General features: G+C 71.2%; 23 protein-coding genes. 17 read left to right on the plus strand and 6 right to left on the minus strand.

Features of this window, described 5'->3' with window-relative positions:
• The first annotated feature begins 27 nt into the window (after nucleotides 1-27).
• The 3 genes from H283_RS0116665 (at nucleotide 28) to H283_RS0116675 (ending at nucleotide 2254) form a co-directional block, all read left to right on the plus strand.
• On the plus strand, nucleotides 28-510 hold the full coding sequence (locus H283_RS0116665) for a cell division protein SepF (protein WP_020144664.1): 483 nt from the start codon (nucleotides 28-30) through the stop codon (nucleotides 508-510).
• 100 nt (nucleotides 511-610) lie between these two features.
• Nucleotides 611-895 carry a YggT family protein gene (locus H283_RS0116670; protein WP_020144665.1) on the plus strand — a complete coding sequence of 95 codons (285 nt, stop codon included), beginning with the start codon at nucleotides 611-613 and terminating at the stop codon, nucleotides 893-895.
• 132 nt (nucleotides 896-1027) lie between these two features.
• Entirely contained in the window at nucleotides 1028-2254 is a 1227-nt protein-coding gene (locus tag H283_RS0116675) for a DivIVA domain-containing protein (RefSeq protein ID WP_028785669.1), read from the plus strand.
• Nucleotides 2255-2384: 130 nt separating this feature from the next.
• Here H283_RS0116675 and H283_RS28475 read toward each other — a convergent pair whose 3' ends face one another.
• The gene (locus H283_RS28475) at nucleotides 2385-3059 is read right to left on the minus strand and encodes a hypothetical protein (protein WP_231372302.1); all 675 of its coding nucleotides are present in this window, start codon (nucleotides 3057-3059) and stop codon (nucleotides 2385-2387) included.
• A gap of 31 nt (nucleotides 3060-3090) precedes the next feature.
• Between H283_RS28475 and H283_RS28480 the strand changes: the two genes are divergently transcribed.
• The 3 genes from H283_RS28480 to H283_RS0116695 all read left to right on the plus strand — a co-directional run bounded on the left by H283_RS28480 (nucleotide 3091) and on the right by H283_RS0116695 (nucleotide 5304).
• Nucleotides 3091-3570, plus strand: coding sequence for a TraR/DksA C4-type zinc finger protein (locus H283_RS28480; RefSeq protein ID WP_020144668.1), 480 nt, complete (start codon nucleotides 3091-3093; stop codon nucleotides 3568-3570).
• A 71-nt stretch (nucleotides 3571-3641) separates the two neighbouring features.
• The gene (gene lspA / locus H283_RS0116690) at nucleotides 3642-4379 is read left to right on the plus strand and encodes a signal peptidase II (protein WP_028785670.1); all 738 of its coding nucleotides are present in this window, start codon (nucleotides 3642-3644) and stop codon (nucleotides 4377-4379) included.
• Nucleotides 4372-5304: an RluA family pseudouridine synthase gene (locus tag H283_RS0116695; protein ID WP_020144670.1), complete on the plus strand. Its 933-nt coding sequence runs from the start codon at nucleotides 4372-4374 to the stop codon at nucleotides 5302-5304. The genes lspA and H283_RS0116695 overlap by 8 nt, the downstream gene beginning before the upstream one ends.
• Nucleotides 5305-5341: 37 nt before the next feature.
• Here the strand turns inward: H283_RS0116695 and H283_RS0116700 are convergent, their stop codons facing one another.
• The 3 genes from H283_RS0116700 to H283_RS0116710 all read right to left on the minus strand — a co-directional run bounded on the left by H283_RS0116700 (nucleotide 5342) and on the right by H283_RS0116710 (nucleotide 7589).
• Complete coding sequence (locus H283_RS0116700) at nucleotides 5342-6076, minus strand: hypothetical protein (protein WP_020144671.1); 735 nt, start codon at nucleotides 6074-6076, stop codon at nucleotides 5342-5344.
• A 78-nt stretch (nucleotides 6077-6154) separates the two neighbouring features.
• Nucleotides 6155-7009 (minus strand): hypothetical protein, encoded by an 855-nt coding sequence (locus H283_RS0116705; protein WP_020144672.1) that lies wholly within the window; start codon nucleotides 7007-7009, stop codon nucleotides 6155-6157.
• Nucleotides 7002-7589: an RNA polymerase sigma factor gene (locus H283_RS0116710; RefSeq protein ID WP_020144673.1), complete on the minus strand. Its 588-nt coding sequence runs from the start codon at nucleotides 7587-7589 to the stop codon at nucleotides 7002-7004. Before H283_RS0116710 ends, H283_RS0116705 begins: the two co-directional genes overlap by 8 nt.
• 116 nt (nucleotides 7590-7705) lie before the next feature.
• On the opposite strand from H283_RS0116710, the gene dnaE reads away from it, so the two are divergent.
• The 6 genes from dnaE (at nucleotide 7706) to H283_RS0116740 (ending at nucleotide 19586) form a co-directional block, all read left to right on the plus strand.
• Nucleotides 7706-11299, plus strand: a complete 3594-nt coding sequence (gene dnaE / locus H283_RS0116715) for a DNA polymerase III subunit alpha (RefSeq protein ID WP_020144674.1) — start codon at nucleotides 7706-7708, stop codon at nucleotides 11297-11299.
• Nucleotides 11299-12414 carry a winged helix DNA-binding domain-containing protein gene (locus H283_RS0116720; RefSeq protein WP_231372303.1) on the plus strand — a complete coding sequence of 372 codons (1116 nt, stop codon included), beginning with the start codon at nucleotides 11299-11301 and terminating at the stop codon, nucleotides 12412-12414. Before dnaE ends, H283_RS0116720 begins: the two co-directional genes overlap by 1 nt.
• Nucleotides 12415-12511: 97 nt before the next feature.
• Nucleotides 12512-13390, plus strand: a complete 879-nt coding sequence (locus tag H283_RS0116725; protein ID WP_231372304.1) for a pseudouridine synthase — start codon at nucleotides 12512-12514, stop codon at nucleotides 13388-13390.
• Between the two features lie 137 nt (nucleotides 13391-13527).
• Entirely contained in the window at nucleotides 13528-16947 is a 3420-nt protein-coding gene (locus H283_RS26815; RefSeq protein ID WP_020144677.1) for an ExeM/NucH family extracellular endonuclease, read from the plus strand.
• A gap of 96 nt (nucleotides 16948-17043) precedes the next feature.
• Complete coding sequence (locus tag H283_RS0116735; protein ID WP_020144678.1) at nucleotides 17044-17460, plus strand: nitroreductase/quinone reductase family protein; 417 nt, start codon at nucleotides 17044-17046, stop codon at nucleotides 17458-17460.
• A 26-nt stretch (nucleotides 17461-17486) separates the two neighbouring features.
• Nucleotides 17487-19586: a S9 family peptidase gene (locus H283_RS0116740; protein ID WP_020144679.1), complete on the plus strand. Its 2100-nt coding sequence runs from the start codon at nucleotides 17487-17489 to the stop codon at nucleotides 19584-19586.
• 34 nt (nucleotides 19587-19620) lie between these two features.
• Here the strand turns inward: H283_RS0116740 and H283_RS0116745 are convergent, their stop codons facing one another.
• Nucleotides 19621-20877, minus strand: coding sequence for an endonuclease (locus H283_RS0116745; RefSeq protein ID WP_020144680.1), 1257 nt, complete (start codon nucleotides 20875-20877; stop codon nucleotides 19621-19623).
• Nucleotides 20878-21109: 232 nt separating this feature from the next.
• Here H283_RS0116745 and hisD point away from each other — a divergent pair, with 232 nt between their 5' ends.
• The 5 genes from hisD to H283_RS0116770 are packed head-to-tail and all read left to right on the plus strand — an operon-like array spanning nucleotide 21110 to nucleotide 25464.
• Nucleotides 21110-22477 (plus strand): histidinol dehydrogenase, encoded by a 1368-nt coding sequence (hisD, locus tag H283_RS0116750; protein WP_020144681.1) that lies wholly within the window; start codon nucleotides 21110-21112, stop codon nucleotides 22475-22477.
• The gene (locus H283_RS0116755) at nucleotides 22474-23655 is read left to right on the plus strand and encodes a histidinol-phosphate transaminase (RefSeq protein ID WP_020144682.1); all 1182 of its coding nucleotides are present in this window, start codon (nucleotides 22474-22476) and stop codon (nucleotides 23653-23655) included. Before hisD ends, H283_RS0116755 begins: the two co-directional genes overlap by 4 nt.
• Complete coding sequence (gene hisB, locus H283_RS0116760) at nucleotides 23652-24260, plus strand: imidazoleglycerol-phosphate dehydratase HisB (RefSeq protein WP_020144683.1); 609 nt, start codon at nucleotides 23652-23654, stop codon at nucleotides 24258-24260. Before H283_RS0116755 ends, hisB begins: the two co-directional genes overlap by 4 nt.
• Nucleotides 24261-24276: 16 nt before the next feature.
• Nucleotides 24277-24915 (plus strand): imidazole glycerol phosphate synthase subunit HisH, encoded by a 639-nt coding sequence (hisH, locus tag H283_RS0116765; RefSeq protein WP_020144684.1) that lies wholly within the window; start codon nucleotides 24277-24279, stop codon nucleotides 24913-24915.
• Nucleotides 24916-24969: 54 nt separating this feature from the next.
• Nucleotides 24970-25464, plus strand: coding sequence for a hypothetical protein (locus H283_RS0116770; RefSeq protein WP_156023256.1), 495 nt, complete (start codon nucleotides 24970-24972; stop codon nucleotides 25462-25464).
• 6 nt (nucleotides 25465-25470) lie between these two features.
• Here H283_RS0116770 and H283_RS0116775 read toward each other — a convergent pair whose 3' ends face one another.
• Nucleotides 25471-26430 carry a homocysteine S-methyltransferase family protein gene (locus tag H283_RS0116775; protein WP_231372305.1) on the minus strand — a complete coding sequence of 320 codons (960 nt, stop codon included), beginning with the start codon at nucleotides 26428-26430 and terminating at the stop codon, nucleotides 25471-25473.
• Nucleotides 26431-26585: the final 155 nt, after the last annotated feature.

The following is a 26585-nucleotide window of genomic DNA, read 5'->3' on the forward strand; positions in this document are numbered from 1 at the left end:
CACAATCCGACGTTTTGGGAGTTGGCCATGGCAGGGGCACTGCGCAAGACGATGGTGTACCTCGGACTGAGCGAGGAGGACCAGCGTCACGATCGTTACGACGACTACGACGCCTACGACGAGTCCGACCGCTACGACGACGAGACCGAGCACACCGCTGCCGTGACGCAGCTGCCCACGAAGCGGCCCGTCGCCGCCGTCGTGCGCGATGTCGAGGTCGGTTCGCTCAACCGCATCACGACGATCCACCCTCGCACCTACAACGAGGCCAAGAACATCGGTGAGTGGTTCCGCGACCAGGTGCCGGTCATCATGAACCTCAGTGACATGGACGACGCCGACGCCAAGCGTCTCGTCGACTTCGCTGCCGGGCTCGTCTTCGGCCTGCACGGCACGATCGAGCGGGTCACCTCCAAGGTGTTCCTCCTCTCGCCCGCCCACGTCGAGATCTCCGCCGACGAGCCCGAGGCGCCTGCCGCCACGACGCGCGGTTTCTTCAACCAGAGCTGAGCTCACCCGTCCACCGCCGTGAGCGCGAACCGGGGTCACAGAACCATCGACCTGGGCCCCGGTTCACACTCTTGCCCCGACATCAGGGACACTGACCGACATGGACGCGTTCTGGACGATCTACGGGGTGGTGGTCTTCACCTTCTTCATCGCCCTCATCGGCCGCTTCGTCATCGACTGGGTGCAGGTCCTGGCCCGGTCCTGGCGACCCACCGGGGTCGTCCTGGTCCTCGCCGAGGCCGTCTACACCGTGACCGACCCGCCCCTGCGCGCCCTGCGCAAGGTCATCCCGTCACCGAGCCTCGGTGGCGTCCGACTCGACCTCAGCTTCCTTGTCCTGATGTTGCTGACCTCTCTCGCTCTCAACGTGCCGAGCTTCTTCTGACCGACCGGCAGTCACCTCTCCCGCACCATGCGGGTGGGTGTGCACACGCCGACCGGTGAGCATGGCTTTGGTTCGTGACCGGAACGTTAGATACCGTTGACCCGAACCATTACGTCTGTATCGAGGTGACACATGGCGCTTACGCCTGAACAGGTGCTCAACAAGCACTTCCAGACCACGCAGTTCCGTCGTGGCTACGAGGAGCGGGACGTTGACGACTTCCTGGACGAGATCGTGGCGGAGATGCGTTCGCTCATCGAGCAGCGTGACGACTACCTGAAGCAGCTCAACGACTGCCGCGCGAGCAAGAACCAGTCGGCCGTGCGTGCCGACGGTGCGACGGCGGCCATGCCGGCCGTCGGCCGTCCCGGTGACGACGCCAAGCTCGGCGGCCTCACCGCGAAGATCCAGGACGCGGAGCGTGCCTTCAAGGCCGCCACCGACCGCGCGGCCAAGGCCAAGGCCGACGCCGAGAACGCCGAGCGGGTCGCCAAGGAGCGCATCGACCGCGCCAAGGCCGAGGCCGAGCGGGCCGAGGCGGCCGCCAAGTCCGCCGTCGACTCGCAGGCGCTCAACGACGCGCAGGCCAAGCTCAACGGCCTCAACTCCCAGGTCGCCGACGCCGAGGGCAAGCTCACCAAGGCGCAGGAGAACGCCCGCGCCGCCGAGGAGCGGGCCGCCAAGGCCCAGGCCGACGCCGAGGCTGCCGCGGCCACCGCCGCACGACTGCGCGAGGAGGCCGCCAAGGCGCCGACTCCGGCTCCGGCCGCAGCTGCTGCTGCCGCTCCGGCCGCAGCCGCCGCGACGGGCAACGTCGACGCCGCGGGGGTCATCGCCCTCGCCCAGCGCCTGCACGACGAGCACGTGGCCGCCGGCGAGACCCGTCGCGACGAGCTCATCTCCGAGGCCGAGAACCGCCACCGCGAGCTGCTCGCCGCGGCGCAGGCTCGCCATGACGACCTCATCAACACCGGTCAGAGCCGTCACGACGAGGCCACCCAGCAGGCTGAGCAGATCTCGGCCGCGGCCGCGGCCCAGCGTGAGCAGATGATCGCCGAGGCCACCTCGCAGCGCGACCAGATGATCGCGGAGGCGACGTCCAAGCGCGACGAGATGCTCACCGAGGCCCGCGAGCGGGCCACCGGGATGGTCGCCGAGGCACAGCAGAAGAAGGCGGCCCTGCTCGAGGAGCTCGACAAGCAGAAGGGCCTGCTCGACCGCAAGATCGCCGAGCTGCGTGGCTTCGAGAAGAACTACCGCAGCAACCTCAAGTCCTACATCGAGGGCCAGCTGCACGACCTCGACTCGAGCGTCCAGGAGCCGGCGCACGCCGGTGCCGGAGACGGCAACCAGGGCTGAGTCCCACCTCGAACAGACGCACACAGGCCGTCCGGGCATCGTCCCGGGCGGCCTGAGGTGTATCCGAAGGACGAACACTTCGCCCGCATAAGCGTTTCGCGTTTGTGCACGACCCGTGCGGGGCTTATTGTCAGCCCCACTTGTCAGCGTCGACGGCTTGAGCGACGGAGGGTCTGATGGCGGCGAAGAAGACGGCAGCGGTGACAACCGCGGCCAAGCGGGCCACCGCGAGCAGGGCGACGGGCGCAGCCAGGAAGGCAGCGCCTGCGGCGAAGACTGCGACGAAGCCCGCGACCGCGAGCAGGACCGCGACGAAGACGGCCACGAAGACGGCCACGAAGGCTGCGCCCTCGAAGAAGCCTGCGACGAAGACCGCGTCCACGGCGTCGTCTGCGAAGAAGGCTGCGACCAAGGCCTCGCCGGTGAAGAAGGCCACGACCAGGGCCGTCCCCGCGAAGAAGGCGGCGACGAAGGCGGCGCCGGTCAAGAAGGCCGCGACCAAGTCTGCGACGAAGACCGCACCGGCCAAGAAGGCCGTGACGAAGACGGCTCCCGCGAAGAAGGCCGCGACCAAGGCCACGCCCGCGACGAAGACGGCGACCAAGGCGGCCGTGAAGCGGGCCGCGACGGGCGCGCCAGCGAAGAAGACGGCGACGAAGGCTGCGACGAAGGCCGCGACAAAGGCCGCGCCCGTCAAGAAGTCCGCTCCGGCGGCTGGAAGCACCACCAGGTCCACGGCGGCGACGAAGCCGCCCGCCACGACGTCCACCCGTGCCGGAGCCGCGAGCGCGAAGTCCGCTCCCAAGGCCCCGGCGACACGAACCAAGAAGGCATCAGTGACCACGAGCTCCACGGCAGGCCCCCGCGCGACCACGAAGAAGGCCGCGGGCACCACGAACCGCACCAGCGCCCGCAAGATCGCCGAGCAGCTCCGGGTCAAGGACGACGAGAGCCCCTGGAGCGAGGACGAGATCAGCGAGGTGCGCGGCGTCCTGCTCGAGGAGATCGAGCAGCACCGCGTCGAGCTCAAGCTCGCGGAGGACGAGCTCGACGACCTGCTGCGCGCCTCGGGTGACGGCTCGGGCGACGACCAGGCGGACGCCGGCGCCAAGACGGCCGAGCGCGAGCACGAGATCTCCGTGGCCGCCAACGCCCGTGCGAGCCTGCGCCAGGCCGAGCACGCGCTCGAGCAGCTCGAGGCCGGCACGTACGGCATCTGCGAGAACTGCGGCAACCCGATCGGCAAGCTTCGACTTCAGGCCCGTCCTCGTGCGACCCTGTGCATGACATGCCAGGAGAAGCAAGACCGCCACTGACGCCCACGCACGCCACGTCGACCCCCCGCGCGGGGGTCGACGGCGTGTCCACCACTACCTCGACCGAGACCGTGAGTTCGACGCCCGCCGACGAGAGACGCCCGACGCCAGACCGGCGCAGGCGACTGTTCATCGTCCTCGGCGTCGTCGCCGTTCTCGCCTTCGCCACCGACCAGGTGACGAAGATGGTCGCCCTCGACGTGCTCGGCGACGGCGAGTCACGCCCGTTCGTCGGAGACTTCATCCGGCTCAAGCTCATCGGCAACCCCGGGGCGGCCCTGTCGCTCGGGGCGGGCAACACGTGGGTCATGACCGGCATCGCCCTCGCGGTGCTCGTCGCGATCATCGTCGTCGCGCGCCAGCTCGGGTCTCTGGCCTGGGCCATCGCGCTCGGCCTGCTGCTCGGAGCCGCGATCGGCAACCTCACCGACCGGTTCGTCCGCCCTCCGGGCGGCGGCCAGGGCCACGTCGTGGACTTCATCGACTACAACCGCTGGTTCATCGGCAACGTGGCCGACATCTGGATCGTCTCCGCGGCGTGTCTCGTCGTCATCCTGGCCCTGCTCGGGATCGGCGTCGACGGCCGCCGCGACCACGGCCGGGCCGCGACCGCTCCCGACGCCACGACCGACCAGACCAGCGCCCAGCCCACCGGCGAGCGCTCTGGCAAGACCACCGGCGAGACCACCCGCGAGACCACCGGCGAGACCACCACGAACGGCGAGACCCACATGACGCAGCAGACCGACGGGACGCCGGACGCTTCCGAGACGCACGACGCGCGGCGTCAGGGGGGCGATCATGCCTGACGTGCGCACGGTGCTCGTGCCCGATGGCCTCGAGGGCGAGCGCGTCGACGCGGGCGTGGCCCGCCTCTTCGGCGTCTCGCGCACCAAGGCGGCCGACCTCGCCGCCGACGGCCACGTCGTCATCGACGGCAAGGCGGTCGCGAAGTCCGAGCGGCTCTCGGCCGGCTCCATGCTCGAGGTCTCGCTGCCGCGCGCCGAGGACAGCCCGAGCCTGCAGGTCATCGCCCAGCCGGTGCCGGGGATGTCGATCATCCACGACGACGACGACATCATCGTCGTCGACAAGCCGGTGGGTGTGGCCGCTCACCCCAGCGTCGGCTGGAGCGGACCGGACGTCGTGTCGGGCCTCGCCGCGGCCGGCTACCGGATCTCCACCTCGGGTGCCCCCGAGCGCCAGGGGATCGTCAGCCGACTCGATGTCGGCACGTCCGGTCTCATGGTGGTGGCCAAGAGCGAGTCCGCCTACTCGCGACTCAAGCAAGCCTTCCGCAGCCGGACGGTCGACAAGACGTACCACGCGCTCGTCCAAGGGCTGCCCGACCCGGTGGTCGGCACCGTCGACGCGCCGATCGGCCGTCACCCCGGCCACGACTACAAGTTCGCGGTCATGAAGAGCGGCAAGCCGTCGGTGACGCACTACGAGGTCATCGAGGCGTTCCGCTACGCGACCCTGCTCGACATCCATCTCGAGACGGGCCGCACGCACCAGATCCGCGTCCACTTCGCAGCGCTGCACCACCCGTGCTGCGGTGACACGACCTACGGCGCCGACCCCACGCTCGCGGCCCGCCTCAAGCTCGACCGCCAGTGGCTGCACGCCGTGGGCCTCGGCTTCGAGCACCCGGGCACGGGGGAGTACGTCCACTTCGAGAGCGCGTACCCAGAGGACCTCCAACGCGCCCTCGACATCATCGCGACCTTGTGACCTTCACCCTCGACGTGAGGGTGAAGGTGGTCGCCGGTCATGGCGTATGCCGTGTGGCGGAGTGGGCGTCGGAGCTGAACCCGACCGGGGCGGGGCGCTCCGGGTCCGCCCGGCGCGTGTCCGTCGCCCTCACGACGCGAGACCCTGCTCGCGGACGCCGCCCGATGGCGACCCCGAGCCCGAGCGCGAGCACGGCGGCGACGGTCGTCGGCCACCACGGCACCGCTCCGCGGGCCGCGTCCGCCCCGGTGCCGCGGGTCACCGGTGCCGCGCCTGCGGCGGCCGCTGCCGGGCGCGCGACGGGAGGCGGGGACGTCGACGTCGAGACAGGTCTCGTGTCGCCGTGGACGCCGAGGGAGGTCAGCGTCGCGAGGAGCAGGGCGGCGTCCTTGGGTCGGTGCAGCACGGTCGGCGCCTGGAAGAGGTCCGTGCTGTCGGCGAGGTTCATCGACGTCTCGACCCAGACGTCGGTGCCGTCGATGATGACGGCATCGACGCGCCACGGCGTGACGTCGTGGATCAGCCACGTCAGCCGGACCCGCGAGTCCATGAACGAGGCCGCAGGCATCGCGTCACCGGTGGGGGTGTTGTACGCGTCGAGGGCCTTCTCGAGGTTCGCGTAGGCCAGGCTCCCGGTGAGGGCGCCCGCGGCCCGTGACCCGTCGTAGTCGACGACGAGCACGGAGGTCGGGCCACCGGCGGAGGCAGGCGGCGCGGCTGCGACGAGCAGCACCGCCGCGACGGCGGCGACGAGAGGGGCGAGTCTGCGCATGGTGCTCTCCTGGCTCGAGTGGGCCCGCGCGTGGGGCCGACGCCACCTCAACACCGCTGCGGGCGCGGAGGTTCGCGCTCACCCCGCCGACCGGGCCACGCGCAGCGCTTCCTCGAGACTGGTCGCACCCTCGAGGCGGTAGGTCACCTCACCCGCCGGGGACGGCACGACCCAGACGAGGGTCGGCCCGGCGAGACGCGGCGGCTCGGAGTGCGTGTCCCCGGTCCGGTCCACCCATTCGACGCGGTGCTGCGACCCGAGCCACACCGCCTCGTGGTCGGCCACACGGGTCGGCGTGACCGCCTCCCACACCGTCTTGAGGTAGCCCCACGACAACGAGCCGACGAAGACGTCGAGACGGGTCGTCCCGGCGCCCGACCCCCACACCAGCTCGCCGACGTGACCGTCGTGCGTGACGCTGACGGACGTCGGCGGGCCGAGCGCCGAGGGCGTCAGGATGTCCGCGCCGATGACCTGCTCGGCCTGTCTCAGCGTCACGGCCCTCGCCGGGCCCGCACCAGTGCCCTCCCCGGTGCTGCTTCCCGCCGTCCGGGACGTGGGCGATGCCGTCGAGGGCGTTGCCGGCGGCGAGGGGACCTCCCGCACCACGACGCCGCCGATGCGGAGCAGCTCGAGGACCGCGGCCCGGACCGGGGGGACGAGAGCGAGCACGAGCACGACGACGGCCGCCGCCGCCCAGCCGAGCCGGCGCCTCGCGACACGGGTGGGACGTGCCTCGATGGGCGCCGTCGCCACCGCGTGGAGCGGCCGCTCGGACGGCGGCTCGGCCGCCGACTCGGGTGACTGCACGGGTGACTGCACGGCGGCCAGCCGGGCCAGCACGAGCGACGCGAGGTCTGCCCGGGGCGGCTCGGTCACCAGCGTGCGGCCGAGGGCGACGAGCTCGGCCTCGAGGTCGACGTGGTCAGGCATCGGCCATCACCTCCCGGAGCGAGCCCAGCGCGCGGTGGAGCCGGGACTTGACCGTGCCCGGCGGGATGCCCAGCGTCCCGGCGGTCTGGGCCTCCGACAGCTCGAGCAGGTAGCGGCACGTCACGACGTCGCGCAGGTCGTCGGGCAGGCCCTCCACCGCCTCGAGGAGCCCGGCGCGCCGGTCGCGCGAGACGGCGGCGTCTGCCGGGTCCGGGACGGGGTCCGTCGCGGTCCGCTCCGCGGCCACCCGGAGCTCGCGCAGCGTGCGTCGTGACCGTCCGCGCTGGAGGTTGCGCGTCTCGTTGACGACGATCCGCAGCAGCCACGGACGGAAGCCCGCGCCGTCGTGGAACCGCGGGAGTGCCTGGTATGCCTTCACGAACGCCTCCTGCACGACGTCGTCGGCCTCGCTCCCGGCGCCGGAGAGCACCGCGAGCCGTTTGGCGATCGGGGCGTGCAGCGTGACGAGCACCGCGTACGCCGATGCGTCCCCGGCGCGCACCCGAGCCAGTGCCGCTGCCTCCTCGGACGTGTCGATCGCTGCCTCCGTCCCCCACCGACGACCGTGCCTCGGCACCATGGTGCCGTCCCGACGCCCCCTCAACACCGCTCGCGGAGGATCGGTTCGCGCGGACCGCGCGACACCCCAACCGACACGCCGAGGAGTGTCCTCGCAGAGGCTTAGACTCGTCCACGATGTCGACCGAAGCCGCCCCGCGCAACGACCAGAACTTCGTGCACCTCCACGTGCACACGGAGTACTCCATGCTCGACGGGGCGGCGCGCATCGGCGACCTCTTCAGCGAGGCGGCGCGGATGGGCATGCCGGCCCTCGCGACGACCGACCACGGCTACGTCTTCGGTGCCTACGAGTTCTGGAAGAAGGCCCAGGGCACCGGCGTCAAGCCGATCATCGGCGTCGAGGCCTACATCACGCCGGGCACGCACCGCGCCGACCGCACCAAGGTCAGCTGGGGCGACGGCGGCCGCGACGACGTCTCGGGCAGCGGCGCCTACACCCACATGACGATGCTCGCCCAGAACAACCAGGGCATGCACAACCTCTTCCGGATGAGCTCCATCGCGAGCCTCGACCAGGTGTACACGAAGTGGCCGCGCATCGACCGCGACCTCCTCTCGACCTACGGCAAGGGCCTCATCGTCACGACGGGCTGCCCGTCGAGCGAGATCCAGACCAAGCTGCGCTTCGGGATGTACGACGAGGCCCGCGAGGTCGCCGGCGAGCTGCGTGACATCTTCGGCAACGAGAATGTCTACGTCGAGCTGATGGACCACGGCCTCGACATCGAGCGTCGCACGCAGAAGGACCTCATCCGCCTCGCGCGCGACCTCAAGCTGCCGCTCGTGGCCACCAACGACCTGCACTACACCCGCGCCGAGGACGCCAAGGCCCACGCCGCCCTGCTCTGCGTCCAGTCCGGCTCGACCCTGATGGACCCCAACCGGTTCAAGTTCGACGCCGACGACTTCTACCTCAAGTCCGCCCAGGAGATGCGCCACCTGTGGCGCGAGCTGCCCGAGGCGTGCGACAACACGCTGCTCATCGCCGAGCGCTGCGAGGTCTCCTTCACCGAGGGGGAGGGGCGCTTCATGCCGCGCTTCCCGGTGCCGGAGGGCGAGGACGAGACGTCGTGGTTCATCAAGGAGGTCGAGACCGGCCTGTCGCGCCGCTTCCCCGAGGGGGTGCCGGACTACGCCCGCAAGCAGGCGGCCTTCGAGGAGGACGTCATCGTCTCCAAGGGCTACCCGGGCTACTTCCTCGTCGTCGCCGACTTCATCAACTGGGCCAAGCGCAACGGCATCCGCGTCGGTCCCGGCCGAGGCTCGGGTGCCGGCTCCATGTGCGCCTACGCCATGGGCATCACCGACCTCGACCCGATCCCGCACGGCCTCATCTTCGAGCGGTTCCTCAACCCCGAGCGCATGTCGATGCCCGACTTCGACGTCGACTTCGACGAGCGCCGGCGTGGTGAGGTCATCCGCTACGTCACCGAGAAGTACGGCGAGGAGCGCGTCGCGCAGATCGTCACCTACGGCACGATCAAGGCCAAGCAGGCCCTCAAGGACGCGAGCCGCGTCCTCGGCCACCCGTTCGCGATGGGCGAGAAGCTCACGAAGGCGATGCCGCCCGACGTCATGGGCAAGGGCATGCCCCTCGCCGACGTCTTCAAGCCCGACTCCAAGCGCTACAACGAGGCGGGCGACTTCCGCGTCGTCCACGACGAGGACCCGCAGGCGCAGGAGGTCGTCGCGACGGCGCTCGGCCTCGAGGGCCTGAAGCGCCAGTGGGGCGTGCACGCGGCCGGCGTCATCATGAGCAGCGAGCCGCTCGTCGACGTCATCCCGATCATGCGCCGCCTGCAGGACGGCCAGATCATCACGCAGTTCGACTACCCCAGCTGCGAGTCGCTGGGCCTGGTCAAGATGGACTTCCTCGGCCTGCGCAACCTGACGATCCTCGACGACGCCATCGAGAACATCAAGCTCAACCGCGACGAGGACATCGACCTCGACGAGCTGTCCAAGACCCTCGACGACCGTGCCACCTACGACCTGCTCGGTCGCGGCGACACCCTCGGCGTCTTCCAGCTCGACGGCGGCGGCATGCGCTCGCTGCTGCGCCTCATGCAGCCCGACAACTTCGAGGACATCTCGGCGGCCCTCGCGCTCTACCGACCGGGCCCGATGGGCGTCAACGCCCACACGAACTTCGCGCTGCGCAAGAACGGCAAGCAGGAGGTCGTCCCGCTCGACCCCCAGCTCAAGGGCAAGCTCCAGCAGGAGATGATCGACGCGCTCGACCCGATCCTCGGGATGACCTACGGCCTGGTCATCTACCAGGAGCAGGTCATGGAGATCGCCCAGAAGCTCGCCGGCTACACGCTCGGCAACGCCGACCTGCTCCGCCGGGCCATGGGCAAGAAGAAGAAGGAGGTCCTCGACGCCGAGTACGTCCCCTTCTCCGAGGGCATGAAGTCCCAGGGCTTCAACGAGGCGTCGATCGCTGCCCTGTGGGGTGTCCTCGTCCCCTTCTCGGACTACGCGTTCAACAAGGCGCACACGGCGGCATACGGCCTCGTGTCGTACTGGACGGGCTACCTCAAGGCCAACTACCCCGCCGAGTACATGGCGGCGCTGCTGACGAGCGTGCGCGACGACAAGGACAAGTCGGCGCTCTACCTCAACGAGTGCCGGCACATGGGTATCAAGGTGCTGCCGCCCGACGTCAACGAGTCGATCGCCAACTTCGCGGCCGTCGGCACCGACATCCGCTTCGGTCTCGCCGCGATCCGCAACGTCGGCCTGCCGGTCGTCCAGGCCATCATCAAGGCCCGTGAGGAGAAGGGGGCCTTCGCCTCCTTCAAGGACTTCCTTTCGAAGGTGCCCGCCGTCGTCTGCAACAAGCGCACCATCGAGTCGCTCATCAAGGGCGGCGCGTTCGACTCGCTCGGCGAGAGCCGGCGCGGCATGGTCGAGGTCCACGAGCGCTACATCGACGCCCTCGTCGAGGTCAAGAAGCAGGAGGCGATCGGCCAGGACAGCCTCTTCGGCAGCTTCGGCGACGACGACGACGCCGGCGCCTCCGACGGGCCGGGTGCCTTCGACGGCCTGCCGCCCGTGCCGACGCTCGAGTGGGACAAGGCCAGCCTGCTGTCGTTCGAGCGCGAGATGCTCGGCCTCTACGTCAGCGACCACCCGCTCTTCGGCATCGAGCACATCCTCGCCACGCATGCCGACACCTCGATCGCCTCGCTCATGGGCGACGACCCCAAGGCCGACGGCACGCCCGTCACCGTCGCTGGGCTCATCACGAGCCTCCAGCTCAAGCGCACGAAGAAGGGCGACCTCTGGGCCATCGCGACCGTCGAGGACCTCGACGGCGCCATCGAGTGCCTCTTCTTCCCGTCGGCGTACATGACGTACTCGACGATGCTCGCCCAGGACACCGTGTGCGCGGTCAAGGGCCGCATCAGTGCGCGCGACGACTCGATCTCGATCTTCGCCCAGGAGCTGACGATCCCCGACATCAAGGAGGGCCCGCGCGGTCCGGTCGTCCTGACCCTCCCACTCGGTCGGGCCACCCCGGCCGTGGCCGAGAGCCTCAAGCGCGTCCTGGGGGAGCACCCCGGTGCGACCGAGGTCCAGGTCAAGCTGACCCAGCCCGGGCGCTCGGTGCTCATGTCCCTCGACGACTCGCTCCGGGTCAACGCCACCTCAGCGCTCTTCGGCGACCTCAAGGCCCTGCTCGGTCCGGCCTGCCTCAGCTGATGCGCGAGGCGGACCGCCGGCGGCTGCGTCGGACGCGGATGGCCGCGCTCGGCCTGGCGCCCTCGCTCGGGAGCGACGGGGCAGTGTCGGCGCTCGCCGTCGCCCGTGAGCTCGGTGCCCTGCAGGCCCAGGACTACGGCAGCGGTGTGTGGTCCCTCGGCGTGCGCTCGGGACTGTCGCTCGAGCAGGTCGAGCAGGCTGTCCTCGACCGTGAGGTCGTGCGCACGTGGCCGATGCGCGGCACCATCCACTGGGTCCCGGCCGAGGACGCCCGGTGGATGTGCGAGCTGCTCGCGGCGCCCCGCAGCACGACGCTCGCCACGCGGTTCGCCCAGCTCGGCATCACCGAGGCCGACGTCGAGCTGTCCGGACGACTCTTCGAGCAGCACCTCCGCGAGCCGATGAGCCGTCCCGACGTCGCCGCCCTCCTCGTCGAGCACGGCATCGACCCCACCGACCAGCGCAACTACCACCTCATCGGGCACCACTGCATGAGCGGGCTCATCTGCCAGGGACCGGTCATCGGCAAGCAGCCGAGCTTCGTCCTCATCGACTCCTGGGTTCCTCACTCCCGCAAGCCGTCCCGTGAGGAAGGCCTGGCGACCGTGGCCGAGCGCTACGTCCGCAGCCACGGACCCGTCACCGAGAAGGACCTCGCGGGCTGGCTCCTCAAGCCGCTCGGACTCACGCGCGAGGCGCTCGCACTCGTCGACGACCGGATCGAGCGCGCGGACCTCGACGGGCAGACGTGGCTCACCCACGTCCATGCACGCCCGGTCCCCGACGGTCCCGGCGGTGTGCACCTGCTGCCCCAGTGGGACGAGTTCCTCCTCGGCTACAAGTCGCGCGAGCTGACCCTGCCCCCCGAGCACTTCGTCCGGGTCGTGCCCGGCCGCAACATGGTCTTCAAGCCGACGCTCGTCGTCGACGGTGAGGTCGCGGGCACCTGGCGGCGCGTCCAGAAGCGCGAGCACGTGCTCGTCGAGGTCTCGCCGTTCGTCGACCTGTCCGCGCGCCGGTGGCGCGAGGTCGAGGTGGCCGCCGCCGCCTACGGCACGTTCCTCGGCGCCGAGGCCGAGGTCGTACGCGTCGTGCCGGGCGACGGGACCGCCTGAGGTGGCGCGCGGACCGGTCCCACCCTCGCCGCTGCCGCCGCGTCACGGAGTCGACGCCCAGCGCTTCCGGATGCCGCAGTCGGGACCGTGGGGATCCTTGCGCGACCACCTCGTCGAGCGGCTCGCGCCGGGCCTGACGCCCGACGAGGTCGACCGGATGCTCGCGGCGGGGGAGTTCGTCGACGCCGCGGGAGCGCCGGTGCCGGCGGACGCCCCGTTCGTGCCGCAGTCGGCCGTCTGGGCGCACCGCGACCTGCCGGTCGAGGTGGTGCACCCGGAGGAGCTCGTCGTGCTGCACCGCGACGAGCGCATCGTCGTCGTCGACAAGCCGCACGACATGGCGACGATGCCCCGCGGCCGGCACGTCGTGCAGAGCGCCCTGGCCCGCGCCCGCGTCCTGACGGGTGAGCACCGTCTCGCTCCGGCCCACCGCCTCGACCGGCCGACGGCGGGTGTCCTGATGTTCACGACCGAGCAGCGGTGGCGCGGCGCGTACCAACGCGTCTTCGCCGAGTCGCTGGCGCACAAGGAGTACCTCGCGGTCGCACCCGTCCGCGAGGGGCTCGCGCTACCCCTCGTCCGGCGCACGCACCTCGTCAAGGAGCACGGCACGCACCAGGCCCACGAGGTCGAGGGGGCCGAGCCCAACGCCGAGACGCTCGTCGAGCTGGTCGACACGGCGTCCCGCGCCGGGCGGGCGGGGGAGCACCTCGGGCTCTACCGCCTGACCCCCCGCACCGGCCGCACCCACCAGCTCCGGTGCCAGCTCCAGGGCCTCGGCGTCCCCATCGTCGACGACCCCCTCTATCCCGTGGAGCGCGACGTGCCCCTCGACGACTTCTCGACCCCGTTGCAGCTGCTCGCGGCCGTCCTCGCCTTCGACGACCCCGTCGACGGCACCCCGCGGCGGTTCGTCTCGCGCCGCCGGCTGGCCCGCTGGCCGGGCCCGTGGACGGGGCCGGTCACCGGGTCCTGAAGGGGACGAAACCCATCGTGTCCGACCTGTCACCACGTGTTCGCACATCGGACGACATCTCGACGCGCGGGACCGTCGACCGCGGTCTAGGGTGACCCGCAGACCGCGCGGAAGAGCCGGTCCCAGGGAGGAAATCCATGCGTCAATCTCGTCCTGCCCTGCGTCGGGTCGCCGCGGTCACCACCGCCGCGCTCGCCGTGGGCATCACCCCCTTCGTCGCGGCAGCACCGGCCTCGGCGGCACCGACGGACCTGTTCATCAGCGAGTACGTCGAACCGGCCACCGGCAACAACAAGGCCATCGAGATCTACAACCCTACGAGCGCCCCGGTGACGCTCAACGGCACCTACAGCCTGTTCACCTCGATCAACGGCGGAACCTCGACCTCGTCGATCGCCCTGCTGGGCACGGTGCAGCCGGGTGACGCCTTCGTCCTCGGGAACAACAACTCGGCGAACGACCCCGCGATACTCGCGGCCGACCAGCTGAGTGGTTCCTTGACGTTCAACGGCGACGACGCCATCGAGCTGCGTAAGGGGTCCGCTGTCGTGGACTCCATCGGACAGGTCGGTGTCGACCCGGGCGCCGCGTGGGGCACCTCGCCTGTGACGACGGCCGACCACACGCTGCGGCGCAAGGCGAACATCACGGCCGGCGACACGAACAGCGCCGATGCGTTCGACCCCGCGACGGAGTGGGACTCGTTGCCTGCCGGAACCTTTGACGGCCTCGGCAGCCACACGGTCGACGGGCCGGTCACGGATGCCGCCCCCGGCGTGACGTCGACGACGCCGGCCGACGGCGCCAACACGGTCGCCGTCGACGCCAGCACGACCGTCACCTTCTCCGAGCCGGTCAACGCTGCTGACGGCGCCTTCGCGATCTCGTGCTCCCTCTCGGGCACCAAGACCCTGGCTGTCACCGGCGGCCCGACGACCTTCACGCTCGACCCGTCCGCCGACTTCGCCCGCGGTGACGCCTGCACGCTGACCGTCTCGGCAGACGGCATCACCGACCGGGACGCCATCGACCCGCCGGACTCCCCGGCCACCGACGTCGTCGTGCGCTTCTCGGTGCCGGCCGCCAACCCCTGCGAGGTCACCGCGACCCCGATCCCGGCCATCCAGGGCAGCGGCGACTCCGCGGCCATCACCGGCTCGGTCACGACGCGCGGCGTCGTGGTCGGCGACTACGAGGGCGCCTCTCCCGCCCTGCGCGGCTTCTTCCTCCAGGACCCGAAGGGCGACGACGACCCCGCCACGTCCGACGGGATCTTCGTCTTCGAGGGCAGCAACGCCAACGCCGTCCAGCTCGGTGACGTCGTCACCGTGACGGGCAACGTCGGCGAGAACCAGGGCCAGACGCAGGTCAGCGCCGCCACGGTCACGGTCTGCGGCACCGGCACGGTCGCCCCGACCGAGGTGCGCTTCCCCGTGGCCAGCCCGACGGCGCTCGAGCGCTACGAGGGCATGCTCGTCACGCTCCCGCAGGACATGTCCGTCACCGAGCACTTCCAGCTCGGCCGCTTCGGCCAGGTCACGCTCTCTGAGGGCGGCCGCCTCGAGCAGCCGACCAACGTCGTCGCCCCGGGCGCGGACGCCGCGGCGCTCCAGACGTCCAACAACCTGCGCAAGATCATCCTCGACGACACGACGCAGGCCCAGAACGTCGACCCGATCGTCTTCGGTCGCGGCGGCCAGCCGCTCACCGCGGCCAACACGCTGCGCGGCGGCGACACCGTCACCGACCTGACCGGTGTCCTCAACTACACGTGGGGTGGCAACGCGGCCAGCGCCAACGCGTACCGCATCCGCCCGGTCTCGCCGACTGCGACCGTCGACTTCCAGCCGACGAACCCGCGTCCGACGACCCCGCCCGCCGTGGGTGGCGACACCCGCGTCGTCGGGATGAACCTGCTCAACTTCTTCAACACGCTCGACACGACCGGCAACAACTGCCGGGGCGGGCTCACCGGCGCGGTCATGGACTGCCGCGGCGCCAACACGTCCACCGAGTTCGACCGCCAGTGGCGCAAGACGCTCGCTGCCGTCTCTGGCACCCAGGCCGACGTCGTCGCCTTCATGGAGATGGAGAACGACGGCTACGGCGCCGACAGCGCCGAGCAGTTCCTCGTCGGCAAGCTCAACGAGAAGGACGGCGCCGGCACGTGGGCGTTCATCGACGCCGACGCGCGCACGGGTCAGACCGACGCCCTCGGCAACGACGCGATCAAGGTCGGCATGCTCTACAAGCCGGCCGCGGTGACGCCCGTGGGCACGACCGCAGCGCTCAACTCGGTCGACTTCGTCAACGGTGGCGACTCCGGCCCGCGCAACCGTCCCTCGCTCGCCCAGGCGTTCCGCGACAACTCGACGGGTGGCACGTTCGTCGCCGTCGCGAACCACCTCAAGAGCAAGGGCAGCGCGTGCGACGCGCCCGACGCCGGCGACGGCCAGGGCAACTGCACCGCGGTCCGCGTCCGTTCGGCGCAGCTGCTCGCCACCTGGCTGGCCGGCGACCCCACGGGCACGGGTGACCCCGACGTCCTCATCCTCGGCGACATGAACTCCTACGCCAAGGAGGACCCGATCACGACGCTCGAGAAGGCCGGCTTCACCAACCTCATCGAGCAGCGCAACGGGCGTGAGGCGTACTCGTACGCCTTCGACGGGCAGTGGGGCTACCTCGACCACGCGCTCGGCTCGGCGTCGATCAGCAGCCAGGTGACGGGGGTCGGCGACTGGCACGTCAACGCCGACGAGCCCGCGATCCTCGACTACAACACCGAGTTCAAGACCGCCAGGCAGGTCACGAGCCTCTACGCGCCCGACCAGTTCCGGATCTCCGACCACGACCCCGTCGTCGTCGGGCTCGACCTGACCAGCGCCGCCCCCGTCGTCGGCACGGTCACCGGTCCGACCTCGGCCGTCTCGGTCGGCTCCCCGGCGGGCGTCAGCGCGACGTTCACCGACGCCGACCCCCTCGACACCCACACGGCGAGCATCGCGTGGGGTGACGGGTCGACGTCGGCAGGCACCGTCACCGGAGGCACGGTGAGCGGCAGCCACGTCTACGCGGCCGCGGGCATCTACACCGTGACCGTCACCGTCACCGACCAGTGGGGCAACGCGGACTCGGGGACGACGAGCGTCGTCGTCTACGACCGCGCGGCCGGCTTCGTCACCGGGGGCGGCACGATCGCGTCCCCGGCCGGCGCCCTGACCTCGAACCCGTCGCACAGCGGCAAGGGGAGTCTCGAGCTCTCCGTCGCCTACGGCAGCGGGGCCGCGGTCCCGTCCGGCTCGTTCACCTACGGGCTCGCGGGCACGTCGTTCTCCGTCGCCACGACGACGTTCGACTGGCTCGTCGTCACCGGCTCGTCGGCGACCTTCTCGGCGCCGGTCACGGTCAACGGGACCGCCGGCTACCGCGCGGTCGTCACCGTCAGCGACAAGGGCAAGAGCGACACGTTCCGCCTCGTCGTGACGACGACCTCGGGCTCCATGGCCTACGACTCCGGCACGCAGACCGTGAAGGGTCAGATCGTCATCCACTGACCACCGCAGGACGCACGGCCCGGGATCGACCGATCCCGGGCCGTGCGTCGTGTCCGGAGGGGCCGTTCCGCGGCGTCCGGCCGCTACCGTGGCGCCATGAGGCGAGCGCTGTTCGTGCGGGTCAACCGGGTCGTCAACGTCGTCGTCCGGCGCCTCGGGCTGCGCCGCTTCCGAGGTGGTGACCTGCTCCTGCTGACGACGACAGGACGCAGGAGCGGGCAGCGCCGCACGACGCCCTTGCTGCACCTCGCCCGTGACGGCGGCTGGCTGGTCGTGGCCTCCAACGGCGGCGCCGACTGGGAACCGGGCTGGTGGCTCAACCTCCGCGCCGGCGCCCCGGCCACGGTGGAGGTCGACGGCCGGGCGGTGCCGGTGCGCGGCGAGGAGGTGACCGGTCCCGAGCGTGAGAGGCTCTGGGCCGAGCTCACCGACCGGGTCTTCGACTTCGACTCCTACCAGGCGAAGGTGAGCCGACGCATCGCCGTCGTCAGGCTGACGCCGACCACCGGCTGACCGGGGCCGCGACCTAGACTGCCCGGATGCAGCACCCCCCGACCGCTCGGCGCGATCCCGTCGCCCGCGAGCACCACGGCGACCGTTTCGACGACCCCTACGCGTGGATGGCCGACCGTGACTCGGACGAGCTGCGCGAGCTGCTCGTGGCCGAGAACGCCCACGCGACCGAGCGCACCGAGCACCTGCGACCGCTCGCCGAGCAGGTCTTCGAGGAGTTCCGCTCGCGCATCGAGGAGACCGACCTGTCGGTGCCCGTTCGTCACGACCGCTGGTGGTACTACTCACGCACGGTCGAGGGCGAGCAGTACGCGGTCGAGGCGCGGGTGCTCGTCGCCGACCACCCGCAGCGGCCGACCCTCGACGCCGGGCGCCCGCCGGTCGGCGAGCAGGTGCTGCTCGACCAGAACGAGGAGGGCCGGGACCACGAGTTCTTCGCCGTGGGCGTGAGCGAGGTGTCGCCGTCCGGCGACCTGCTCGCGTATGCCGTCGACGTCGTCGGCGACGAACGCTACGACGTGCGCGTGCGCCGGATCGACGACGGAGTCGTCCTCGACGACACCGTGCGCCGCACCGGCGGGTCGTTCGCCTGGTCACTCGACGCCGGTCACTTCTTCTACACGCGCGTCGACGACGCCTGGCGTCCGCACCAGGTGTGGCGTCACGAGGTGGGCACTCCCGCTGAGGCCGACGTGCTCGTGCACGAGGAGGCCGACGAGCGCTTCTTCGTCGGGGTCGGCACCTCGCGCGACGACCGGCTGATCATCATCGCCATCGGGTCCAAGACGACGAGCGAGTTCCGCCTCCTCGAGGCCGACGACCCGATGGGCACCCCCCGGGTCGTGGCCGAACGCCGCCAGGGCGTCGAGTACGACATCGAGCCCTTCGGCGACCAGCTGCTCGTCACGCACAACGCCAACCGCGTGAACTTCGAGCTGGCCACGGCTCCCGTGACGAGCACGACGGCGGACGACTGGGTGCCGCTGGACGTCACGACGGAGGACGAGTACGTCACGGGCGCAGAGGGATTCGACGACTTCATCGCTGTCTCGCTACGTCGGGAGGGCGGCACCGGAGTGCGGGTCGTACTGCGCGACCCGACCGCCCCGAACGGTCTGGGGGAGGCGCACGACATCGCCGTCGGGGAACCCATCGGCACGCTCCACGTCGGCGTGAACCCCGAGGCGGACACACCGACGCTCCAGGTCGTCCACGAGTCTCTCGTGACGCCCCGGACCGTGGAGGACTACGACGTCCGCTCCCGCACCTTCACGCTGCTCAAGCAGCAGCACGTGCGCGGCGACGTCGATCTGGCGCAGTACCGCCAGCGACGCGAGTGGGCCACGGCGCCCGATGGGACCCGCGTGCCGATCTCCGTCGTGCACCGCCACGACGTCGCGGCCGACGGCACGGCTCCCGGGCTGCTCAACGCGTACGGCGCCTACGGCATCTCGAGCGACCCGTGGTTCTCCGTCCTGCGACTCTCGCTCCTCGACCGCGGCTGGGTCTTCGCCATCGCTCACGTGCGCGGTGGGTCCGAGATGGGGCGGTCGTGGTACGACGACGGCAAGCTCGAGGCGAAGCCCAACACGTTCACCGACCTCGTCGCGTGTGCGGACCACCTCGTCGAGAGCGGCATCGTCGCGCCGGACCGACTTGCGGCAGAAGGCGGCTCGGCGGGCGGTCTGCTCATGGGGGCCGTGGTCAACCTTGCCCCGGAGCGCTTCCGCTTCGTCCACGCGCAGGTGCCGTTCGTCGACGCGCTGACGACCGTGCTCGATCCCAGCCTGCCGCTCACCGTCGTCGAGTGGGAGGAGTGGGGCAACCCGCTCGAGGACCCGACGGCATACGCGCTCATGAGGTCCTACAGCCCCTACGACAACGTCCGGCCGACCCGCCACCCCAGCCTGCTCGTGACGGCGGGCCTCGACGACACGCGCGTCTACGTCACGGAGCCGGCCAAGTGGGTCGCCGCGTTGCGGCATGCCGACCTCGAGGTGGACGACCCCGCGCAGATCCTCTTCCGCACCGAGATGGCGGCGGGCCATGGTGGCCGGTCCGGGCGCTACGACCTCTGGCGCCAGTGGGCCTGGGAGACGGCCGTGCTCATCGACCAGACGTCGTGAGACGGCCGTTCCCGGGCTGCACCGTGCGGCGTGGTCAGGAGCCGTAGATCGCGGTCACCCACTCCGGGTGGTCGATGAACGGGTTCCGGTTGTGCTGCCAGGTGTCGAAGATGACCTGGTTGCGGCGCTTCTCGAACGCGTCGGGCGGGTCCTGCAGGTTCCACTGCTTGAGCACCGAGAGCTTGCCGATGTAGGGGGCGGTTCCGTTGCCGACGAGGTTGTTGGGCTCGAGGTCGGCGAAGCCGTCACCGCCGTCCCAGCGGACCGCCATGTAGAAGATCATCCTGGCGACGTCGCCCTTGACCGCGTTGCGCGGCTCGAAGGAGTCGGCGTCGCTGAGGCAGCCGGTGCACTGGGACACCGCCGACCCGCCGAGGTCGAAGTCGAGGTTGCCGCGGGTGGAGTTGACGGTGACGTCCTCGGGCCGGAGGTGGTGCACGTCGGTGCCCGGGCCGTTGACCGTGCCGAAGTCGCCGTGGCTCTTGGCCCAGACGTGCTCGCGGTTCCACTGGTCGACGCCGCCACCGTTGTCGGACTTGGCGATCGAGCGCCCCGAGTAGATCTCGACGACGTTGTTGGTGTTGCTCGGGTCCTGGTCGGTGTCCTTGAGGGCGGTCCAGACCTGGTCGTAGGTCAGGGTCGTGACCCCACTGGAGATGATGCGGTGCAGCTCGGTGTGCAGCGCTGAGCCGGTCTTGCCGGCGGCCGACGCGTAGTACGTCGAGTCGTAGGGGCTCGTCGTGCCGGTGGGGCTCGGGCTCGTCGCCGTGCTCGTGGGGCTCGTCGTCGTGCTCGTCGTCGACGTGCCGCTGAACGCGAAGGCGCTCGTCGAGGTCATGCCGGGGTGCGAGAAGTACGCCGCCAGGGCACCCGTCACGTCGAGCTGACGCCCCATGAGGGAGGGGTTGCTCTTCAGGCCCCACGAGGACCGGAACGCAGACGGGATCTGGACGTAGAGCATCCGGCTCGTCGACGTCTCCGACGCGGTGTCGGCGATGGCGAGGGCGTAGTCGTTGGGGAAGTTCGAGCGCACGACGGTGCTCGTCGCGGTCGGCTGTCCCACGACGAAGCCGCGGACGGTCGCGCTCTGACCGGTCTGCGACCCGATGGCCTGCGACACCGTGATCGGGGCGGCCGCGGCCAGAGCGGGCGCCTGGGCGACGCGGGGGAGTGGCAGGGTCGTCGCCGGCGAGCCCGCAGCGCTGGTGAGTGCGAGGCTCGGCGGGACGAGGACGATGGCGAGGCCGGTGACGACCGCGGCGATGCGACGTCTGGGGATGACGACGGGCACGGGTTCTCCTGTCGGGCGGGGGGAGTCGGGTGGATGACACAACCCACGGCCCGGGTCGGGCGGTGGCCCGATGAGCGTCTCGGAACGGCCGTGAACGCCGGGTCAGTCGTTGGTCTGACCTTCGTCAGTGCCGGTCCAAGATTCGGCAGGCGCGTCGGCGGCGCCAGGCCCTCGCTCCGCACGGTGAGACCGTGGTCCGGGCCCCCGGCCGCGCCTTCTAGACTGGTGACCCATGATGTCCTCCCTCGACCTGCGCGGGCGCACGCTCGACGTGCGCTTCCTGCGCAAGGCCCTGCCACGAGCCGAGTTCGACGTCACGGCAGCCCTCGAGCAGGTGCGGCCGATCTGTGAGGACGTCGAGCATCGCGGGGCCGTGGCACTGCGCGACCTCGGCGAGCGGTTCGACGGCGTGCGGCCGACCCACCTCCGGGTGCCGCGGGCCGTGCTGCAGTCCGCCCTCGACCGGCTCGACCCCGACCTGCGCGCCGCGCTGGAGGAGTCCATCCGTCGCGCCCGCATCGTCCACGCGGACCAGCGCCGTACCGACACGACGACCCCGGTCGTCCCGGGCGGCACCGTCACCGAGCGATGGGTGCCCGTCGACCGCGTCGGTCTCTATGTGCCCGGTGGCCTCGCCGTCTACCCGAGCAGCGTCATCATGAACGTCGTCCCGGCCCAGCTCGCCGAGGTCGGTTCGCTGGCCGTCGCGTCACCGCCGCAGCGCGAGAACGTCGGCGAGTTCGCCGGCTACCCGAACCCGACGATCCTGGCGGCGTGCGCACTCCTCGGCGTCGACGAGGTGTATGCCGTCGGTGGCGCCCAGGCGGTCGCCATGTTCGCGCACGGCTTCGTCGACGACGACCCGAAGTGGGGCGAGGTCGACGGCGAGCCGGTCGTGTGCGACCCCGTGTCGCTCGTCACGGGCCCCGGCAACATCTGGGTCGTCGCCGCCAAGCGCCTGCTCAAGGGCCTCATCGGCATCGACGCGGAGGCCGGTCCCACCGAGATCGCGATCCTGGCCGACGACTCGGCCGACCCGGACCACGTGGCCGCCGACCTCGTGAGCCAGGCCGAGCACGACCCGCTCGCGGCCTCGGTGCTCGTCACCGACAGCGAGGAGCTGGCCGAGGAGACCCGTCGCGCCCTGGCCCGTCGGGTGCCGGCCACGAAGCACGCGGAGCGCGTCACCGAGGCGCTCGAGGGCACGCAGTCGCGCATCGTCCTCGTCGACGACGTCGACGCCGGTCTCGCCGTCGTCAACGCGTACGCCGCCGAGCACCTCGAGATCCAGACCCGCGACGCCGCGGGCGTCGCGGCCCGGGTCCGCAACGCCGGTGCCGTCTTCGTCGGTCCGCACAGCCCGGTGAGCCTCGGCGACTACGCCGCCGGCTCCAACCACGTCCTGCCCACCGCCGGCTGCGCCTGCCACTCGAGCGGGCTGTCGGTGCAGTCCTTCCTGCGCGGCATCCACGTCGTCGACTACGACGAGGCCGCCCTGCGCGGTGTCGCCCGCCACGTCGTGACTCTGGCCCAGGCCGAGGACCTCCCGGCCCACGGCGAAGCCGTGACGGCGCGGTTCGGCGACGAGGTGCCCCGGTGAGCGACGGACCGACCGACCGGCCGAGCGCCGCCGACGAGGTCCAGCGTCTGCTCCGGCCCGACCTGCGCGGTCGCACACCGTACGGCGCGCCGCAGCTCGACGTGCCGGTCCGGCTCAACACCAACGAGAACTCCTACCCCGTGCCGCAGGTCGTCGTCGACGCCGTCGTCGAGGCGCTCGCCGACGACGTCGCCTCCCTCAACCGTTACCCCGACCGCGAGTTCACCGACCTGCGCAAGGCCCTGACGGCATACCTCGAGAAGCAGTCGGGGGTGTCGGTGACGCCCGAGCAGGTGTGGGCCGGCAACGGCTCCAACGAGGTGCTCTCGCACATCGTGCAGGCCTTCGGAGGTCACGGCCGGGTCGCCCTCGGCTTCACGCCGAGCTACTCGATGCACCCCATCATCAGCGAGACGCACGGCACGACATGGGTCGACGGGCTCCGCTCTGCCGCAACCGATCCCGATGCCTTCGACCTGACCGCTGAGTCGGCTGCCCAGCAGGCCCGAGCGCACGACCCGTCGATCGTGTTCCTCTGCTCGCCCAACAACCCCACGGGCACGGCGCTGCCGTTCGAGGTCATCGGTGCCGTGCTCGAAGCGGCGCCGAACGCCGTCGTCGTCGTCGACGAGGCCTATGCCGAGTTCGCCCGGCCGGGCACGCGAACGGCACTGACGCTGCTCGCCGAGCACCCCAGGCTCGTCGTGACGCGCACGATGAGCAAGGCGTTCGCCTTCGCCGGCGGACGCCTCGGCTACCTCGTGGCGGCCCCCGAGCTCGTCGACGCGCTGCGCCTCGTCCGGCTGCCCTACCACCTGAGCAGCCCGACGCAGACGATCGCCCGCATCGCCCTCGAGCACGCCGACGTCATGCTCGGCACGGTCGAGGTCATCAAGCACCAGCGCGACCGGATCGTCGACCGTCTCACCGAGCTCGGCGCGCGCCCCGTCGCCAGCGACAGCAACTTCGTCCTCTTCGGCGGCCTCCGCGACGAGAAGGCCACGTGGGACGCCCTGCTCGACGAAGGCGTCCTGGTCCGCGACATGGGCATCGCCCACCACCTGCGCGTCACGGCGGGCGACGCCCACGAGACGACAGCGTTCCTCGAGGCCATGACGCGCCTCGCCCCCGCCCACATCCTCCCCAGCAGCGCCGACCGGCAGGAGCCACCCGCATGAGCCCCACCAGCCGCACCGCGAAGATCACCCGTGCGACGTCCGAGTCGTCCGTCGAGCTCTGGCTCGACCTCGACGGCACCGGCACGTCGGACATCTCGACCGGCGTCCCGTTCTACGACCACATGCTCCACTCGCTGAGCAAGCACTCGCTCATCGACCTGACCGTCAAGGCCACGGGGGACGTCGACGTCGACGTGCACCACACCGTCGAGGACACCGCGATCGTGCTCGGCCAGGCCCTGCGCGAGGCACTCGGCGACAAGGCCGGCATCTCCCGCTTCGGTGACGCGACCGTCCCGCTCGACGAGGCCCTCTGCCACGCCGTCGTCGACGTCGCCGGTCGTCCGTACGTCGTGCACGAGGGCGAGCCGGAGGGCCAGCAGTACGCCCTCATCGGTGGCCACTTCACCGGCTCGATGACGCGACACGTCCTCGAGTCCTTCGCCTACAACGCCGGCCTGTGCCTGCACGTGCGTGTCCTGGCCGGCCGCGACCCCCACCACATCGTCGAGGCGCAGTTCAAGGCCGTGGCGCGCGCCCTCCGGGCGGCCATCGCCCCCGACCCGCGCGTCGTCGGCATCCCGAGCGCCAAGGGAGCGCTCTGACGATGGTGGCCCGACGATGAGCGCCGACGTCGTCGTCCTCGACTACGGCAGCGGCAACGTCCGATCCGCCGTGCGTGCCCTCGAGCGCGTCGGCGCCACGGTCACGCTGACGTCCGACCCTGTCCGCGCGCTCGAGGCGAACGGACTCTTCGTGCCCGGGGTCGGCAACTTCCACGCCTGCATCGCGGGGCTCGCGGCTGCGCACGGACCACGCATCATCGGTCGACGGATCAGCGGGGGCCGGGCGGTCCTCGGCGTCTGCGTCGGCATGCAGGCCCTCTTCGACGGCTCGACCGAGCCGTCGGAGCATCCTCTCGAGGGGCTCGCTGAGTGGCCCGGCACCGTCGAGCGGCTCCCTGCCGACGTCGTGCCGCACATGGGCTGGTCCGAGGTCGAGGTCGCCGAGGGCTCGCGCCTCTTCGCCGGCGTCGAGCACGAGCGCTTCTACTTCGTGCACTCCTACGCCGTGCAGCAGTGGACGCTCGAGGCCACCGGCGCCTTCGCCCGGGTCGCACCTGCGGTCACCTGGGCGCGCCACGGTGCGAAGTTCGTCGCGGCGGTCGAGAATGGGCCCCTGAGCGCGACCCAGTTCCATCCCGAGAAGTCCGGCGATGCCGGGCTGCACCTGCTCGAGAACTGGGTCCGCGACCTGTGACCGGGTTGCCGTCCGCCGACTGACCGGCGGGCGGGGCCTCGACGAGGAGTGATCGTGGCGACGAGGAAGACGGCGAGCAGCTCCAGCAGTGCGAGCAGGAAGCGCACGACCAGGACGTCCAGGAGCGCGACGAAGAACACGACGAAGAGCACGACGAGGCGGACCTCGTCGTCGACACGGCGGTCCTCGTCGGGCGCGCTCTACCCCCGGCGCCGGAGCAGCCGCCCGGGACTGCCGACGACCGTGGGCACGGCACTCGGCACGCTCGTCGTGACGACTCTGCTCGACCTGTCCTGGCCGGTGCGCATCGTCCTCGTCGTCGTGGTGGTCGTCGCCGGGCTGGGCTACGTCCTCTGGCGTCACCGGGCCGAGATCACCACCGGGGGAGGCGCCGACGTCCCTCCGGACGGGCCGCCCGCTGCGGACGCGTCAACCGCGCCGGGCGGGGACGAGCCGGGCGGTGACGAGCCGGCAGCGCCGGCCACGGCGCCGGCACCGGAGCCTGAGCCGCCGGCTCCCAGTGGCCCGCCCGCCACGCCGCCGTCGTAGTCCGGTTCAGACCGGGATGTCGCCGCCACGATCCGGGTCGACGCCCCAGAGCCGGGCGACGTGCGAGGCGTCGGTGCCACAGCACCCTCCGACGACCGTGACGCCCGGGACCCGTCCGACCACCAGGTCGTGCCCCGCCGAGATGGTGTCGAGGTCGCCCGCGTCCAGGTCGTCGGCGTCGTCGAGCTCCGCATGGCTGCGCGTCGAGGTGTTGTAGCGCAGCCCGAGCAGCCTGCTGCGCCAGGCGCTCCCGTCGTCAGCGGCATCCAATCCTGCGAGCACGTGTTCCGGGTGGGCGCAGTTGACGAGGTAGTAGTCCGGTGCCTCCCGCTCGTCGACCTCGGTGATCGTCTCGGCCAGCGTCGTCCCGTCGGGAAGCCGCCCGTCGACCTCCACCGTGAACGAGATCGCCACGGGCAGCCCCAGCTCCCGGCACGACTGCGCGATCCCGATCGCCTCGCCCGCGGTGGTGAGGGTGTAGGCCGTGACGACGTCGGCGCCCGCCTCGGCGAACGCCGCCACCTGGGCGTGGTGGTAGTCCGCAGCCTCGGCCGGGTTCGGCGCACCGGCACTGCGGTAGCCGTCGCCCCGTGGGCCCACCACCCCCACGACGACGACGTCCTGCAGCCCGAGCTCGACGGCATACCGGCGACGCAGCGACCGGAGCAGGTCGACGGCGTCGGCGTTGGCACGGTCGAGGTCGGTCGTCGAGTGGCCGAGCCGCCCGCCCCAGTCCGGGTTGGCACGCCACGTCGGTGACTCGAGGAGCAGGCCCGCCCCGGCTCGCGCGGCGATGGAGGCGTACGCGTCGTAGTAGCCCGTGAGCAGCTCGCGGCCGGCCGCGTCACCGAGCAACGGGTATGCGGCGAAGTCCTGGAGCTCGACGCCGTGGTTGAAGATGAGGTCGGTCTCCAGGCCACCGTCCGTCACCATCGGCCGACCGGCCAGCTGTGGCAGGTGATGCATGACGGCTCCCGTGCGTCGCGAGGTTCGGGTCCCCCCGGTGTACCAGACACGACCACGGGGCACGAGCAGAACGCCGGGAGGGCGACCGCGCCGGGGTGGGCGCGCGATCCACGGACGGACACGCCAGGAGCCGCGCCGCAGGCACACGGCATACT

Origin of the sequence: Terracoccus sp. 273MFTsu3.1 (assembly GCF_000383675.1) — a bacterium.
Classification (GTDB): Bacteria; Actinomycetota; Actinomycetes; order Actinomycetales; family Dermatophilaceae; genus Terrabacter.